General features: G+C 60.0%; 18 protein-coding genes. 4 read left to right on the plus strand and 14 right to left on the minus strand.

The annotated features are described in order from the left end of the window. The first annotated feature begins 107 nt into the window (after positions 1-107). Both AC0T4W_RS13735 and AC0T4W_RS13740 read left to right on the plus strand, forming a co-directional pair. Entirely contained in the window at positions 108-1,406 is a 1,299-nt protein-coding gene (locus AC0T4W_RS13735) for a serine/threonine protein kinase (RefSeq protein ID WP_476319728.1), read from the plus strand. Positions 1,407-1,422: 16 nt separating this feature from the next. Continuing rightward, positions 1,423-2,175 (plus strand): MlaA family lipoprotein, encoded by a 753-nt coding sequence (locus AC0T4W_RS13740; RefSeq protein WP_476323663.1) that lies wholly within the window; start codon positions 1,423-1,425, stop codon positions 2,173-2,175. Positions 2,176-2,465: 290 nt separating this feature from the next. Here AC0T4W_RS13740 and ccmI read toward each other — a convergent pair whose 3' ends face one another. The 9 genes from ccmI to ccmA all read right to left on the minus strand — a co-directional run bounded on the left by ccmI (position 2,466) and on the right by ccmA (position 9,473). Continuing rightward, positions 2,466-3,668, minus strand: coding sequence for a c-type cytochrome biogenesis protein CcmI (gene ccmI, locus AC0T4W_RS13745; protein WP_476319731.1), 1,203 nt, complete (start codon positions 3,666-3,668; stop codon positions 2,466-2,468). Further along, complete coding sequence (locus tag AC0T4W_RS13750; protein ID WP_476319733.1) at positions 3,668-4,180, minus strand: cytochrome c-type biogenesis protein; 513 nt, start codon at positions 4,178-4,180, stop codon at positions 3,668-3,670. Before AC0T4W_RS13750 ends, ccmI begins: the two co-directional genes overlap by 1 nt. Continuing rightward, entirely contained in the window at positions 4,177-4,713 is a 537-nt protein-coding gene (locus AC0T4W_RS13755) for a DsbE family thiol:disulfide interchange protein (RefSeq protein ID WP_476319736.1), read from the minus strand. The genes AC0T4W_RS13750 and AC0T4W_RS13755 overlap by 4 nt, the downstream gene beginning before the upstream one ends. Beyond that, positions 4,710-6,683 carry a heme lyase CcmF/NrfE family subunit gene (locus tag AC0T4W_RS13760; protein WP_476319738.1) on the minus strand — a complete coding sequence of 658 codons (1,974 nt, stop codon included), beginning with the start codon at positions 6,681-6,683 and terminating at the stop codon, positions 4,710-4,712. Before AC0T4W_RS13760 ends, AC0T4W_RS13755 begins: the two co-directional genes overlap by 4 nt. Continuing rightward, the gene (gene ccmE, locus AC0T4W_RS13765) at positions 6,680-7,168 is read right to left on the minus strand and encodes a cytochrome c maturation protein CcmE (RefSeq protein WP_476319740.1); all 489 of its coding nucleotides are present in this window, start codon (positions 7,166-7,168) and stop codon (positions 6,680-6,682) included. The genes AC0T4W_RS13760 and ccmE overlap by 4 nt, the downstream gene beginning before the upstream one ends. Then, positions 7,165-7,341: a heme exporter protein CcmD gene (gene ccmD, locus AC0T4W_RS13770; RefSeq protein ID WP_339412084.1), complete on the minus strand. Its 177-nt coding sequence runs from the start codon at positions 7,339-7,341 to the stop codon at positions 7,165-7,167. The genes ccmE and ccmD overlap by 4 nt, the downstream gene beginning before the upstream one ends. Beyond that, complete coding sequence (locus tag AC0T4W_RS13775; RefSeq protein ID WP_476323666.1) at positions 7,338-8,096, minus strand: heme ABC transporter permease; 759 nt, start codon at positions 8,094-8,096, stop codon at positions 7,338-7,340. The genes ccmD and AC0T4W_RS13775 overlap by 4 nt, the downstream gene beginning before the upstream one ends. 73 nt (positions 8,097-8,169) lie before the next feature. Beyond that, the gene (gene ccmB, locus AC0T4W_RS13780) at positions 8,170-8,841 is read right to left on the minus strand and encodes a heme exporter protein CcmB (protein ID WP_090252142.1); all 672 of its coding nucleotides are present in this window, start codon (positions 8,839-8,841) and stop codon (positions 8,170-8,172) included. Next, a complete protein-coding gene (gene ccmA / locus AC0T4W_RS13785) occupies positions 8,838-9,473 on the minus strand; it encodes a cytochrome c biogenesis heme-transporting ATPase CcmA (RefSeq protein ID WP_476319743.1) in 636 nt (211 codons plus the stop codon). Before ccmA ends, ccmB begins: the two co-directional genes overlap by 4 nt. A 306-nt stretch (positions 9,474-9,779) precedes the next feature. On the opposite strand from ccmA, the gene fliK reads away from it, so the two are divergent. Both fliK and AC0T4W_RS13795 read left to right on the plus strand, forming a co-directional pair. Next, a complete protein-coding gene (gene fliK / locus AC0T4W_RS13790; RefSeq protein ID WP_476319745.1) occupies positions 9,780-11,324 on the plus strand; it encodes a flagellar hook-length control protein FliK in 1,545 nt (514 codons plus the stop codon). Next, positions 11,321-11,647: an EscU/YscU/HrcU family type III secretion system export apparatus switch protein gene (locus AC0T4W_RS13795; protein ID WP_476319747.1), complete on the plus strand. Its 327-nt coding sequence runs from the start codon at positions 11,321-11,323 to the stop codon at positions 11,645-11,647. Before fliK ends, AC0T4W_RS13795 begins: the two co-directional genes overlap by 4 nt. Positions 11,648-11,670: 23 nt before the next feature. On the opposite strand, the gene AC0T4W_RS13800 is transcribed toward AC0T4W_RS13795, so the two are convergent. The 5 genes from AC0T4W_RS13800 to motD form a co-directional block, all read right to left on the minus strand. After that, a complete protein-coding gene (locus AC0T4W_RS13800) occupies positions 11,671-12,075 on the minus strand; it encodes a DUF2802 domain-containing protein (RefSeq protein ID WP_476319750.1) in 405 nt (134 codons plus the stop codon). Positions 12,076-12,078: 3 nt separating this feature from the next. Continuing rightward, complete coding sequence (locus AC0T4W_RS13805) at positions 12,079-12,558, minus strand: chemotaxis protein CheW (protein ID WP_476319752.1); 480 nt, start codon at positions 12,556-12,558, stop codon at positions 12,079-12,081. Between the two features lie 105 nt (positions 12,559-12,663). Continuing rightward, entirely contained in the window at positions 12,664-13,521 is an 858-nt protein-coding gene (locus tag AC0T4W_RS13810; protein ID WP_476319754.1) for a CheW domain-containing protein, read from the minus strand. Positions 13,522-13,608: 87 nt separating this feature from the next. Next, positions 13,609-14,397 carry a ParA family protein gene (locus tag AC0T4W_RS13815; protein WP_476319756.1) on the minus strand — a complete coding sequence of 263 codons (789 nt, stop codon included), beginning with the start codon at positions 14,395-14,397 and terminating at the stop codon, positions 13,609-13,611. Positions 14,398-14,590: 193 nt separating this feature from the next. Continuing rightward, positions 14,591-15,460, minus strand: a complete 870-nt coding sequence (gene motD, locus AC0T4W_RS13820) for a flagellar motor protein MotD (protein ID WP_476319758.1) — start codon at positions 15,458-15,460, stop codon at positions 14,591-14,593. Between the last annotated feature and the right edge of the window lie 8 nt (positions 15,461-15,468).

The raw sequence follows: 15,468 nt of genomic DNA on the forward strand, positions 1-15,468 counted from the left end.
CCAATTCCTCTATAACTAAACGGCACTTAGCATGACTTATGTGGTCAAATCGTTCCGCATCTGACTCGCTGCATCAGCACCAGCCCTAGCTCTATAGAGATTTAGCCATGTCACACGTCCCTCGCTTGCTTGCCTTTCTCAGTTGCATAGCTCTTATCGGCCCCGTCAGCGCCGCCGATATTGACGCCAGCAGCTACGGCTACCCGATCAGCAACCCCTTCGAAGCCACCCTGGCAACTACCCCGCCAGAGCTGCGCCCAGAGTTACCGGCAGATGCCGACATCAACCAAGACGACTATCAGGTCAAGCTGCGCCCAGAGCGCGAGTTCGAGCTGCCGGACAACTTCTGGTCAGTCACCAAGATGCGCTATCGCATGGCTAAGCAATCCGGCGAAGCACCCCTGATTTTTATCATCGCCGGCACGGGCGCGCACTACGCCAGCAGCACCCCGGAGTACCTGAAAAAGCTGTTCTACGGCGCCGGCTATCACGTCGTGCAATTGTCGTCGCCCACCAGCTATGACTTTATGACCTCGGCCTCGCGCTTTGCCACACCCGGCATTACCCGCGAAGACGCCGACGACCTGTACCGCGCCATGCAGGCCGTACGGGCGCAGCACCCACGCCTGAAAGTCAGCGAATACCACCTCACCGGCTACAGCCTGGGCGCCTTGCAGGCAGCCTTTGTCAGCGAGTTGGATGAAACCCGTCGCAGCTTCAACTTCAAGCGCGTGCTGCTACTCAACCCACCGGTCAACCTCTACACCTCGATCACCAACCTCGACCGCATGGTGCAAACCAAGGTTGAGGGCATCACCAACAGCACCACCTTTTATGAGCTGGTGCTGAGCAAGCTGACCCGCTATTTCCAGAACAAAGGCTACATCGATATCAACGACGCTCTGCTTTATGATTTCCAGAACTCGGGTGAGCAGCTCAGTGACGAGCAGATGGCCATGCTGATCGGTGCGGCTTTTCGCTTCTCCTCTGCCGACATTGCCTTCACTTCTGACCTGATCAACCGCCGTGGCCTGATCACCCCGGTCGACCACCCGATCACCCAGGGCACCAGCCTCACTCCTTTCTTTCGCCGTGCCTTGCAGTGTGACTTCGACTGTTACCTGACCGAACAGCTGATCCCCATGTGGCGCGCGCGCACTGATGGCGGCAGCCTGACTCAGCTGATCGATCAGGTCAGCCTGTATGCCGTGGCCGACTACCTGAAAAACAGCAGCAAGATCGCCGTTATGCATAACGCCGATGACCTGATCCTCGGCCCTGGTGACCTGGGCTTTTTACGCACCACCCTGGGCGACCGCCTGACCGTATACCCGCTTGGTGGCCATTGCGGCAACCTCAACTACCGCGTCAATAGCGACGCTATGCTGGAGTTCTTCCGTGGCTAAGCCCATTTCCCTTACTGTGTTCTTCACCCTGTTGCTGGGCAGCAGCCTGGCGCACGCAGGAAACGCCGTTGATGACGATGGCTTCAAACAGCCATTGCAGCACCTGCAGTTCAACCCAGGGCTGGATCAGCGCGAGTTCGAACGCTCGACCCTCAGCGCGCTGCAAGTCTACGACCCGCTGGAGTCGTGGAACCGTCGCGTTTATCACTTCAACTACCGCTTCGATGAGTGGGTGTTCCTGCCGATTGTCGATGGCTACCGCTACATCACCCCCAACCTGGTGCAGAGCGGCGTCAGCAACTTCTTCAGCAACCTGGGTGATGTGCCCAACCTGCTCAACAGTGCGCTGCAGCTCAAGGGCAAGCGCACCCTGCAAACCACTGGGCGTCTGCTGCTTAACACCACACTGGGCGTCGCCGGCCTGTGGGACCCTGCCACGCGCATGGGCCTGCCCAAACAGCGCGAAGACTTTGGCCAGACCCTCGGCTATTACGGCACCCCCGCAGGCCCTTACCTGATTCTGCCGCTGCTCGGGCCGTCGAACCTGCGTGATACCGGCGGACTGGTTGCAGATTTTGCGGCGAAAAGCCAGATCAATTGGCTGAATGTTGCCGAAGCCAGCGTCAGCCACCCGGAAATCACCCTACTGGAAGTCGTCGACCAGCGCTCCACGGTGAACTTCCGCTACGGCCAGCTCAACTCGCCGTTCGAGTACGAGAAGATTCGCTTCGTTTACCACGAGGCGCGCAAGCTGCAGATCGCCGAATAAATCTGCGAGATTGACCCAAAGGCCGCCCCAGGTTTTAGCCTGGCGCGGCCTTTGTCGATTCTGGAGATTGATTAAACCCGTAACCCAACTGGCCAAAGCCGCCGCTGTTAGCAGTGAGACCGTGCGCCACTGCACTGACTTTGGCCGCTGCGACCTGCGCGTAAACTGCCGTAGGTTGGGTTGAGGAGCAACGCAGCGAAGCCCAACATGCCACTGCCTGTTGGGCTTCGTTGCGCTCAACACCAACCTACGATTTATCGCGAATGGCGGTGTAACCTAGATTAAGGGTCTCAGGGCGCCTTGCTGTCAGCGCTGTCGATCAGCAGTTGCTGCAGCGCGGTGGTCTTGCTGGCCAAAGGCTGGCTGCTGCCAATCCACTCACCGGCCGTGGCGTTGCCGCTGCGGGAGATACGTGCGACCAGTTGTACCTGTTCGAAGCCGGAGATTTTCAGCTGCGGCATCATCGCATCGCGGTCTGACAAGCTGACTTCAGCCGGCAGGTCGGCCACACTCAGGCGTTTGACCGCCAGCGGCATCGGCGGCCCGGAAACCGCGCGAGCAAAGACGAAGACTGCATCGCCCGGCTGCACCTTGGCCTGCAACTCGGCAGCCAGAGCAACACGTACGGTCAAGCCCGGACTGGCGGCTGGCGCGGCATCAGCTGCAGACGCACCAAGCTGCTCACGGGCGCGATCAATCCCGCCCTGAATCGCCATGCGCGAAGGGTCTTCGGCTGGTAGAACCGCCACCAGCTGCTGCCAGCGATCAATCGCCTGCTGGAATTGCCCGGCTTCATAGGCGGCAATACCGAGCAGGCCGAGGCTGGTGACTTCCGCAGGGTCAGCCTTCAGCGCCTCATCGGTCAGCGCTTGCAGCTGTTCATTCCATTGTTTGCCTGCGGAAAAATACAGCGCCTGCGCCCACTGCCCGAGCAACTCAGGCTCACGCCCAGCCACCTCGACGGCGCGTTCGAAGGCCACTGCGGCATCGGCGGCACGCTCCTGTGCCATATAGGTACGACCGAGGAAGTACCAGCTTTCCGCCGACTTAGGATTGTTCTTTACTGCCGCCTCAAGGCGTGCGGTCATTTCCTCGATGGTTTTCGGCTGCTGGGCAAAGGCTTGCGCGCGCTCGACGTCATCAATGGCCCCCCACTGCTGGTACAGGCCATAGCCCAACAGCGGCATCAGCAGCGCGGCAAGCAGCGGAATCTTGCTGCCCAGCGTGCGCCGGGTCAGCTGAACCTGCGCACCTTCGGTATCAGCGAGCAGCTCGCGGGCGGCCTCATCACGGCCATTGGCCAATTGCTCAGCATTCAGTGCACCCGCCTCGTGCTGGCCTTGTAGGTCCAGCAGACGCTCCTGATACAGAGTCACGTTAAGGGCCGTACGGTCCTCTTCAGCCTGAACCTTGCGCGCACGCAACACCGGGATCAGCAAAAACGCCAGAGCCGTCAGCAACAGCAAACCAGCGCATAACCAGAATTCAATCATCAGTCTTTCTTATCCACAGGCGGTTGATTGGCGGGACGTTGGCCGGATGGCGGCTGATTCAGCAATGCAGCCAAACGCTGCTGTTCATCGGCAGACAGGCCACTGGCGACAACGCCCGGCTTGCTGCGACGGCGCAACAGAATGCCTCCAAGCAAGACAAAACCACCGGCCAGCAAAGCAGCCGGGCCGTACCACAACAGCACAGTGCGCGCGGTTACCGGCGGCTTGTAGAGCACGAAGTCGCCATAGCGGCTGACCAAAAAATCGATGATCTGCTCATTGCTCTGACCCTCCTCAAGCATGCGGAAGATCTGCGCACGCAGGTCCATGGCAATCGGCGCATCGGAGTCGGCAATGTTCTGGTTCTGGCACTTGGGGCAGCGCAGCTCCTCCACCAGATTGCGGTAACGCTCGCGCTCAGCCTCAGTGGCAAATTCGTAAGTGTCGATAGCGGCCTGAGCGGTGCCGAGCAACGCCAGGCCCAGAACGACTGCAGTCAGCAAGCGCTTCATGGCTTGGCCTCATCGGCTAACGCTTGATACAAGGGAGCCAGCTGTTCGCGCCAGACACGCTCATCAATCACCCCGACAAACTTGTGACGGATGATGCCGTCCTTATCGATCAGGAAGGTTTCAGGTGCACCGTACACGCCCAAGTCCAACCCCAGAGTGCCGCGCGCATCATTGATATTTAGTTGGTAGGGGTCATGGAACTCCACTAGCCACTTCTGCGCGGCGGCGTTGTCGTCCTTGTAGTTGACCCCGTAGATGCTCACGCCCAGCTTGGCCAGCTTGTTTAACACCGGGTGCTCAACCCGGCAGGCCACACACCAGGTGGCCCAGACATTGACCAGCGCAGGTTTGCCCTTGAGATCAGCCTCGGTGAGCGTCTCGCCATCCTGCACTGCGGGCAGAGAGAACGCCGGGAACGGCTTGCCGATCAGCGCCGAAGGCAGCTCGGTGGGATCGAGGAACAACCCACGGTAGAGAAACACCGCCACGCCAAGAAAGGCCAGCAACGGTAACAGCAGCAATAAGCGCTTCATGCCTGCACCCCCGCCATGCCCAATGCATCACGCACGCGGGTGCGCACCTTCATCCGATAACGCTTGTCGGCGGCTGCCAGAAAACCACCCAGGCCCATCAACAGCGCGCCGAACCAGATCCAGCGAACGAAGGGCTTGATGTGCACACGCACCGCCCAGGCGCCGTTTTCCAGCGGCTCACCCAGGGCGACAAATAGGTCGCGAGTGATGCCGGCGTCAATGCCCGCCTCGGTCATCACCGACTGCTGCACGGTATACAGACGCTTCTCCGGGTGCAGCACGGCAATCTGCTTGCCATCCTCGAAGATACGCACAGTACCTTTGTCGGAAGTGAAGTTCGGCCCCTCAAAGTGCTCGGCACCCTCGAAGGTAAACTGATACCCGCCGATTTCCACCGACTCGCCCGGCGCCATGCGCATATCGCGCTCGAAACTGCCAACGCTGGTCAACACCACACCAATGGCGCACACGGCCATGCCCAGGTGCGCGGTCTGCATGCCCCAGTAACTGCGGGTCAGGCTCGGCAAGCCCTTGAACAGACCCTTATGGCGCGTCTTCTCGACAATATCGCGCACTCCAGCCAACACTACCCAGGCAGACAACAGGCACACGCCCAGCACCGCCCAATTGAAGTCGCCTACCAGGAACGTTGCGATCACGGCCAGCACCACGCTGCCAATAAGCACCGGCGCGAGCATGCTCAGCAGCCACTGCAGCGGGGTATTTTTCCAGCGCACCAGCACGCCGACCGCGATCATCGCCATCAGCAGGCCCATCAGCGGCACAAACAAGGCGTTGAAGTACGGCGGCCCGACCGACAGCTTGGCGCCGGTCATGGCGTCTAGCACCAGCGGATAGAGGGTGCCGAGCAGAATCATCGCCGCAGACACCACCAGAATCAGGTTATTCACCAGCAATAGGGTTTCCCGCGACCACAAGGCAAAGCCAACCTGGCTTTTCACCACCGGCGCACGAATGGCGAACAACGCCAGCGAGCTGCCCACCACCAACAGCAGGAACGCCAGGATAAACACGCCGCGCTCAGGGTCGCTGGCGAAGGCATGCACCGAGGTCAGCACGCCGGAGCGCACCAGGAAGGTCCCCAGCAAACTGAGGGAGAAGGCGGCGATGGCCAACAGCACGGTCCAGCTCTTGAACACGCCGCGTTTTTCCGTCACGGCCAGGGAGTGGATCAGCGCGGTACCGACCAACCAGGGCATAAATGAGGCGTTTTCCACCGGGTCCCAGAACCACCAACCGCCCCAGCCGAGTTCGTAGTAGGCCCACCAGGAGCCTAGCGCGATGCCGATGCCAAGGAAGGCCCAAGCAACGATGGTCCACGGCCGCGACCAGCGCGCCCAGGCGGCGTCCAATTTGCCGCCAAGCAAGGCGGCAATGGCGAAGGCAAAGGCCACGGAAAAGCCAACATAGCCCATGTAGAGCATCGGCGGGTGAATGATCAGACCGAAGTCTTGCAGCAGCGGATTGAGGTCACGGCCATTAGCGGGGGTATCGAACAGCAAGCGCTCGAAGGGGTTGGAGGTGATGATCAAAAACAGCAGAAAACCGATGCTGATGATGCCCATCACCGCCAGCACGCGGGCGAGCATCTCTTCCGGTAGCTGGCGCGAGAAGATCGATACGGCAAAGGTCCAACCGGCGAGGATCAGGCCCCAGAGCAGTAGCGAACCTTCGTGGGCGCCCCACACGGCGCTGAATTTGTAGTACCAGGGCAGCGCGCTGTTGGAGTTATTGGCCACATAGGCGACGGTGAAATCGTCGACCATAAAGGCGTAGGTCAGGCAGATAAAGGCGAACAGCATAAAGCTGAATTGCCCCCAGGCGGCTGGCTGCGCCAGGCTCATCCATTGTCGGTCACCGCGCCAGGCGCCAATCAGCGGCAGTGTCGCCTGCACCAGCGCCATGCACAGCGCCAGAATCATGGCCAGATGGCCGAGTTCGGGGATCATTGTGCGTACTCCGATGGGGACGCTTGCTTGGCCGCTTTGGCCGCGTCGTGTTTCTGCTGCATACCGCTCTGCTCCAGAGCCTGCATGACTTCTGGCGGCATATAGTTTTCATCGTGTTTGGCCAGCACTTCATCGGCAATCAGCACGCCACTGGCGTCGAGCTTGCCCATGGCGACAATGCCCTGCCCTTCGCGGAACAGGTCCGGGAGAATGCCGGTAAAGCGGATGGTCACGTTCTTGGCGCCATCGGTGACGACGAAGTCGGTGTCCAACGAATCGCTGGAACGCTTCACCGAGCCCTCCTCAACCAGGCCACCGGCACGAATGCGGGTGTCCTGCGGGGCTTCACCGTTGGCGATCTGCGTGGGGGTGTAGAACAGGTTGATGTTCTGCTGCAACGCGCTCAGGGCCAGAGCCACGGCGATGCCGACACCAGCAATGATGGCCAGGACGATATACAGGCGCTTTTTACGCACGGGGTTCACTTCGACTCCTCCCGGCGCAAACGACGCGCCTCGTCTTGCAGATAACGGCGACGCGCCAGGATTGGCAGCGCCACATTCAGCCCCAGCACAGCCAGGCTGATGGCATAACAGGACCAGACATAAGGCCCGTGGGTGCCCATGGCGATAAATTCGCTAAAGCTGGCAAAGCTCATTGGCCTTTCTCCACCTGCGCTTTCACCTCGGCTTTTGCCCAGCTGCTGCGCGCTTCGCGCTTGAGCACTTCCAGACGCATACGCATCAGCAGCACCGCGCCAAAGAAGCAGTAGAAACCCAGCACCATAATCAGCAGTGGCATCCACATCTCGAACGGCATGGCCGGCTTGGATACCACGCTGAAGGTGGCGGGCTGGTGAAGGGTGTTCCACCACTCCACCGAGTATTTGATGATCGGGATATTCACCACGCCAACAATCGCCAGCACCGCGCAGGCCTTGGCGGCGCTGTCACGGTTGGTGATGGCATTGCCCAGGGCGATCACGCCGAAATACAGGAACAGCAGAATCAGCATCGAAGTCAGACGCGCATCCCACACCCAGTAGGTGCCCCAGGTCGGTTTACCCCATACCGCCCCAGTCACCAAGGCGATTACCGTCATCCAGGCGCCGATGGGCGCGGCCTGCTGCAGGGCGACGTCGGCCAGTTTCATCTTCCACACCAGGCCGACGATGCCGGCCACCGCCAGCATTACGTAGATCGACTGAGCGAGAAACGCCGCCGGCACATGGATATAGATGATGCGAAAGCTGTTGCCCTGCTGGTAATCCGGCGGCGCAAAGGCCAGGCCCCAGACTAGACCGACCATCAGCAGCACTGCAGCGGCCAGGGCCAACCACGGGAGCCAGCGGCGGCTGATTTCATAAAACCATTTGGGCGAGCCGAGCTTGTGAAACCACGTCCAGTTCATCAGGTTACTCATCAGTGCTAGGGCTGATCAGAGCGCAGGCAGGCACCCGGATCAACCGGCCATTTAGGCTTATTGTCTACTCAGCGACACTGATCGTCAGACCAGCGGCGATGGCAAAAGGTGTCAAGGTCACCGCCAATGCGGTGAGGCTGGCCAACCACAACAGGTGGCCGACCGCCGGCAATCCTTGCAGGCTGGCTTGTAACGCACCGCTGCCAAGAATCAGCACCGGGATGTACAACGGCAAAATCAGCAACGCGAGCAGCAGACCGCCGCGTTTGAGGCCCACGGTCAGCGCCGCACCCACTGCACCTAGCAGGCTCAGTACCGGCGTACCGAGTAGCAGGGAGATCAGCAGCACCGGCAGGCAGCGCCCTGGCAAACCGAGCATCAATGCCAGCAACGGCGCCAGCAGTACCAGCGCCAGGCCGGAGAACAGCCAGTGTGCCAGCACCTTGGCCAGAACCAGAAGAGCCAGGGGGTGCGGCGAAAGGACCCACTGCTCCAGCGAGCCGTCCTCAAAATCACTGCGAAACAGCCCGTCCAGCGAGAGCAGCACGGCCAATAAGGCCGCGACCCACACCAGCCCGGGCGAAAGGCTTTGTAACAACTGCGTCTGCGGTCCCACCGCCAGCGGAAACAACGCAATCACGATGGCGAAGAACACCAGCGGGTTGGCCAGCTCGGCCGGACGCCGGAACAACAAACGCGCCTCGCGAGCGAGCAATAGGCTAAAGACATTGCTCATAAAGGATGCTGCCCCAAATCAAGCTCGCGGTAACCGGCCGGTTTGACCGTCAATTCATGGTGGGTGGTCAGCACCACCAGGCCGCCCTGCTGACAATGCGCGGCCAGATGATTCTCCAATTGCGCCACCGCCGCTTTATCCAGCGCAGTAAATGGCTCATCCAGCACCCACAGCGGCGGTCCAGGCAGGTATAAACGCGCCAACGCGACACGGCGCTGCTGCCCGGCGGATAGCGTGTGACAGGGCACATCCTCAAACCCGCGCAACCCCACCGCCGCCAGCGCCTGCCAGATGGCATCACGCTCGGCGGGCTGATGCAGGGCGCAGAGCCAGGCGAGATTCTCCTCGGCGGTGAGCAAGCCCTTGATGCCGGCGGCATGGCCGATCCATAACAGATTGCGCGCCAGCTCGGCGCGCTGCGCCGTCAACGGGCGGCCGTTCAGGCGAATCTCACCCGCAGTCGGCTGCATCAACCCGGCCAGCAAACGCAGCAGACTGGTCTTGCCGCTACCGTTGGGGCCAGCCACCTGCAGCATCTCACCGGGAACCAGACGCAGCTCCAAACGCTCGAAGAGCATGCGCCAGTCTCGCTCACAGGCGAGCGCCACGGTTTCGAGAAGAGGACTGGTCAAGGCATCGGCACCTAAAATGGATGGCAAAAGCTGTTCAAGTCGGCAGAGTCTTGGCCGCTATACTGACGCAAGTGGAATGCGCAGCGAGCACAGAGGGTGCTTACAAAAGTAGCGAGCGATGGCCAGGCAAGGCGAAGTCAGTCGAGAAAGCGGAGTGTACGAGTAGTACATGAGCATTTTGAGACTGATTTCAACGCAGCATGGCCGAGCGCAATAATTTGTAAGCACCCTCTCAGACGGGGCGCGATTATACATGCCCAGCCTCGCTACCCGCAGCGGGCATTTTCGACAGGGTGTAACCCGCCAATGAGCGAAATCAGCAGTCCACGGCCTATTGCGCCAACGCCCCCCAGCACTCGCCCCAACGCCATAGCGGCTGATCTGGCGGTAAAACTGCTGCAGCCCATGCAAGGCCTACTGGCCAGCGGCGAAACCGCCAAGGCCGAAGTCATTGCCATGAAGGAAGTGGCACAAAGCTTCCAGATGTTGCTCAAGCTGACATTGAACAACGGCAGCCAGACCACCCTTGAAGCCAGCAGCCCACGCCCGCTTGCCCAGGGCACCTCACTGGCAGTAACAGCCTTGTCAGACACGCGCCTGGCCCTGTCGGTACTGATGGGCGGCGAAAAACCCCTGACCAGCCTGAACCTCGACCAGTTGCCGGTTGGCACTCTGCTGCAGGGCAAGGTGGTGGCTCGCGAGCAACTGCTGCAGGGGCGCTCGCAGCAGGTCATCTACAAGGTGTTGGTCAGCCTGCTCAACACCCCCATGGCGGGCAGCAAGCTGTCTCTGGAAACCCCGCTGGCACTGCCTGTGGGCAGCCTGCTCAGCGCCCAAGTGCAAGGCAGTCAGTCGTTAAACTTCTTGCCGCTGAGCGGCCGTCTCGATCAACTCGCCCTGAGCCAGCAACTGGGCAGCCAAAGCAGCCGCCAAGGCTCACTGGAGGGTTTGTTCAGCGCCCTGCAAGGGCTGCGCGGCAATGCCCAAATGAGTGAAGGCCTGCGCACCAGCATCGACAAACTCTTCGGCGCCCTGCCCGATGCAGCTCAACTGAGCAGCCCCAAAGGCCTGGCCATGGCCCTGGAAAACAGCGGCATCCTGTTGGAAAGCAAATTGCTTGGCGGCCAGGGGCAAGCGCTGCCAACCGACCTGAAAGCCAACCTGCTGCGCTTGATCACCCAATTGCTACCTAATCTGTCAGCCGGCACACCACTGTCTGCTGCCAATGCTGGCTCAGCCCTGGCCCAGGCGATGCCAGCCTTGGCCCGCGACCTGCTCAGCAGTCTGGGTAAAGCTACGAGTCGTCAGCAAGCGCTGAACTTCCCCCTGCCCTCGCGCCTGTTGCAGGCAATGGAAGGTGAAGCCGACCTGGAAACCTTGTTGAAGCTGGCCGCTGCCGCCATCTCGCGTCTGCAGACCCATCAGCTCTCCAGCCTGGCACAGAGCCAGGTCGGCCCGGATGGCAACCTGCTCACCACCTGGCAACTGGAGCTGCCCATGCGCAACCAGCAGGAACTGGTGCCGTTGCAGGTAAAAATCCAGCGCGATGAAAGTAACCCGCAAGGCAAACCCGAGAAAAAGGAAACCCTGTGGAAAGTCGAGCTGGCCTTCGATCTTGATCCCCTGGGGCCTTTACAAGTGCAGGCGCAACTGGCCCTCGGTCGCCTGTCCAGTCAGCTGTGGGCCGAACGCAGCAGCACCGTCAGCCTGATTGAAGCAGAGCTGGATAACCTGCGTCAGCGTCTGAACGGCGCCGGCGTGCAGGTGGGTGAGTTGGTTTGCAGCCAGGGCACACCGCCCCGAGGGCCGCGCACGACTCTAGAACAACGCTGGGTGGATGAAACCGCATGAAGAAGACCGCCCCCCGCCAAGCCATCGCCCTCACCTACGACGGTCAGAATGCGCCCGTACTCAGCGCTAAAGGCGATGAGGAGTTGGCCGAAGCCATTCTCGCCATCGCCCGCGAATACGAAGTACCTATCTACGAAAATGCCGAACTGGTGCGCCTGTTGGCGAGACTGGAGCTGGGCGATGCGATTCCCGAGCAGCTGTATCGTTGTATCGCGGAAATCATTGCCTTTGCCTGGTACCTGAAAGGTAAATCGCCGGCCGGCAGTGAACGCGATACGGATATCACCCCACCGCTGCGCCTATTGGAAGGCCCCGCACATTGAGGGCTGTTTGAGGATTGGGAAAATCAGGAACGCTGCAGCTTGGCCTGCTGCATCTTGCTAACCAGCTCAGCCTCGGCCTTGCTCAAGCCGCAGGACTGAGTCAAATCATCTACGCTGGCGCCCATGCCGGCCAAGCGCGCGGCCTGGGTGAACGACAGACTGCTAGGGTCGCGCTGCTCAATCTGACTGAGTTTGTCCGGTAAAGGCGCGACAATGCGGCGCAATTCATGCAATTCCTCGCCCATCTGTACGCTGCCGGTCAGGTAGGCATCCAGACGCCGGCTAAGCTCCTTGAGCCGCCGGTCACGCACTGCATCACGCTCGCCTTGCAGCTGTATGGCATCGCGTAGCTGCCGGGTCAGCCAGACGCATGCACCTATCAGCCCCAAACAAACCAAGGCCAGCCCGATCAGCAGCGCGTCGAGCATCGCTTAGATGCTCTCCAGGTCGGACCACTCTTCTTCGCTCATCATCTTATCCAGCTCAACCAGAATCAGCAGCTCACCGTTCTTGTTGCAAACACCCTGGATAAACTTGGCAGACTCGTCGTTGCCAACATTCGGCGCGGTCTCCACTTCCGATTGGCGCAGATAAACCACTTCGGCCACGCTATCGACCAGGATGCCAACCACTTGTTTGTCGGCCTCGATAATCACAACACGGGTGTTATCGGTCACCTCAGTGGAGTCCAGGCCGAAACGCTGACGCGTGTCGATCACGGTCACCACGTTGCCGCGCAGGTTGATGATGCCCAGCACATAGCTCGGAGCACCCGGCACCGGGGCAATCTCGGTATAGCGCAGGACTTCCTGAACCTGCATCACATTGATGCCATAGGTTTCGTTGTCCAGGCGGAACGTTACCCACTGCAGAATCGGATCATCAGAACCTTGTGCAGAACTCTTCTTCATGTCCCTAGCCTCGTCATGAACCGCTCGCGGCGGCGATCGCGGGTGTATACCCCGCTGTGATTACTATAGTTGCAAAGCTGAGCACATCGCACAGCCCGGCGTTATTCAATGCATCTGGTTGGCAGCCATGCGCTTGGCCGCACCACTGGCAATCAACTCCGCCAGGGATGCGACATCTAGCAGGGCGCACATATGTTCGATAACCGTACCCGCCAGCCACGGACGCTGGGTGCGCTGACTGCGCCATTTGACCTCGTTGGGATCTAGACGAATCGAGCGGCTGACTTGATGAACCGCCAGCCCCCATTCATAGCCCTCAACGGAAATCACATACTGCAACCCTTCGCGAAAGTCATCACGGTAACGATCCGGCATCACCCAGCGCGCGGTATCCAGCACCTTCAGGTTGCCGGCCTGGCACGGCAGTATGCCGAGAAACCAGTCCGGCTGACCAAATAATGGCGTAAGTTCCTGACCGTCCAGAGGATAAATCGAGCCCAAACACGCCAGCGGAACCGCCAGGGTCAGCCCGGCCACATCAAACAACAAGCATTCAAATGGCTCTTGAGCCCACTCAGGCCGGCCCTGCAGCACGGGCTCAGGCACCACTAGCACCTGCGGCGTAGGCTGCTCCGCCTCGGCTACTACGGCCGCTTCAAGCACTTCTTGCGGCGGCTCGACGTGGACCTCAATGTCCGGCGCAGGTATCTCGATAGTGGGCAGCACCAACGGCCGCGGCGCCAGTTCAACCACAGGTTTGAGCGTGGTGGCCTGAACCTGCATCTGTAGCTGCGGCAGACTGCGCGCATCGCGCACCTGTTCCTCCAGCACCGCCGCCTCGAACTCATCCAGGGTGATGCTTTCGGCCAAATCCAACTCACTCGCAGCCTCCTGCAGCAAGCCGTCCAGATAGGACTGCAAGGCCAGTTGCGGACGTGTAGCGGTGGTTAGGGGACGATTCATGAATACAACCCGCAATAACAATCTGTACAGACTATCGGCCGCGCTAGCGGCAGACTTGAGCGTATATCTTCAGCATAGCCGTTCATCTCAGGCGACCTGTGCGGCAATCTGCTGCAACAGTAAATGCTTGAGCAACGCCCGGTAGGCAATTACACCACGGCTATTGTTGTCGAACTTTGACGGCGTAAGCCCTGCACGGCTGGCATCACGCAGACGCGTATCCACTGGAATGTACGCAGGCCACAGATGCTCAGGGTAACTGTTGCGCAACACCCTCAGCGTGCTCATAGAGGCCTGGGTACGCCGATCGAACAGGGTCGGCACAATGGTGTAAGGCAACGCCTGCTGACGCGAGCGGTTGATCATCGCCAGGGTATTGACCATCCGCTCCAGACCTTTGACGGCCAGAAACTCGGTCTGCACCGGAATCACCAGCTGCTGGCTGGCAGCTAGGGCATTGACCATCAGCACGCCGAGCAAGGGCGGACTGTCGATCACCGCATGATCGAAATCCTGCCAAAGCTGCGCCAGGCTCTTGGCAATCACCAGGCCCAGACCACTCTGCCCAGGCGATTGGCGCTCCAGGGTAGCCAGCGCAGTGCTCGACGGCAGCAGGGAAATACGCTCATCACTGGTAGACAACAGCAATTGCTGCGGCAAGCCGCGCGGCACGCTGCCCTTATGTTGGAACAGATCGAAGCTGCTGTGCTCCAGGCTATCCGGGTCGTGACCGAAATAGCTGGTCATCGACCCATGGGGATCGAGATCGACGATCACCACACGCTTGCCGGCATCAGCCAGCAGGCCTGCCAGAGCGATTGATGTGGTGGTCTTGCCGACCCCACCTTTTTGATTGGCTACTGCCCAGACTCTCATCGTTATCATCCTCCCGGTACAGCTGCTGCCAGACCGAGAACAGGGCCACCCTATCAGGCCGTTGAAAAACTACCTGCGTTGGCAATACTGCGTTAAAAGCAGGCTCGGAATGCTCATTTACAGCAGTAAACTCCGCTTCCTCTCCTGCTTTTGCCTTGTCTTGCCTGCCTCGCCTACGCTTTTCAACGGCCTGTTATGGGGCCGGCGACGGGGGATTGACGGCACCCGCTTGCGGGGCCGGCGCTGCCGGTGCTGGTGCAGGTTGCGTGCCAGCCCGCTGCAAGGCCGCATCGGGTTTGGCATTGGCACTGCCCACACCACTCACGCTACGGCGCACATCTAAATTGCGCGAAATCACCAACACCACCCGACGATTGCGCCCACGCCCCTCTGCGGTGGTGTTATCCGCTACGGGCTGGAACTCACCATAACCCACTGCCGCCAGACGATTGGGGTTGACTCCATCCATTGTCAGCATACGCACGATACTGGCAGCCCGCGCGGTGGACAGCTCCCAGTTGGTCGGGAACTGGGCCGTCTGAATCGGCAGATTATCGGTAAAGCCCTCCACATGGATCGGATTCTCGTAAGGTGTCAGAATTTTGGCTACTTTTTCGACAATGTCGAAAGCCGCATTGTTGGGAATAGCATCGCCGCTAGTAAACAAGAGGCTGGAGCTGAGTTCGATCTCGATCCACAACTCATTGCCACTGACCTTGAGCTGCCCGGACTGAATCAAGTCGCCAAATGCCTCACGCACGCTGCCGGCAATATTCTGCAAATCATCAGCAGATGACTGCGCGCTTTCCTCATCCACCTGCGAGCGCTCCGGCTCGGTGATACGTGGCCGCTCCTCACCCACCGGAATCGGCTTGATCGCCCGATCAGGCTGATTGAACACCCCGGTCAGGCTGTCAGAAAGAATCTTGTACTTACCTTCGTTGAGCGATGAAATCGAATACATGACCACGAAAAACGCGAACAGCAAGGTGATGAAGTCGGCATAGGAAACCAGCCAACGTTCGTGATTTTCATGTTCTTCTTGATGACGCCTGCGGGCCATGTGGTGTC

The sequence above is a fragment of the Pseudomonas sp. C7.1 genome (genome assembly GCF_056312395.1).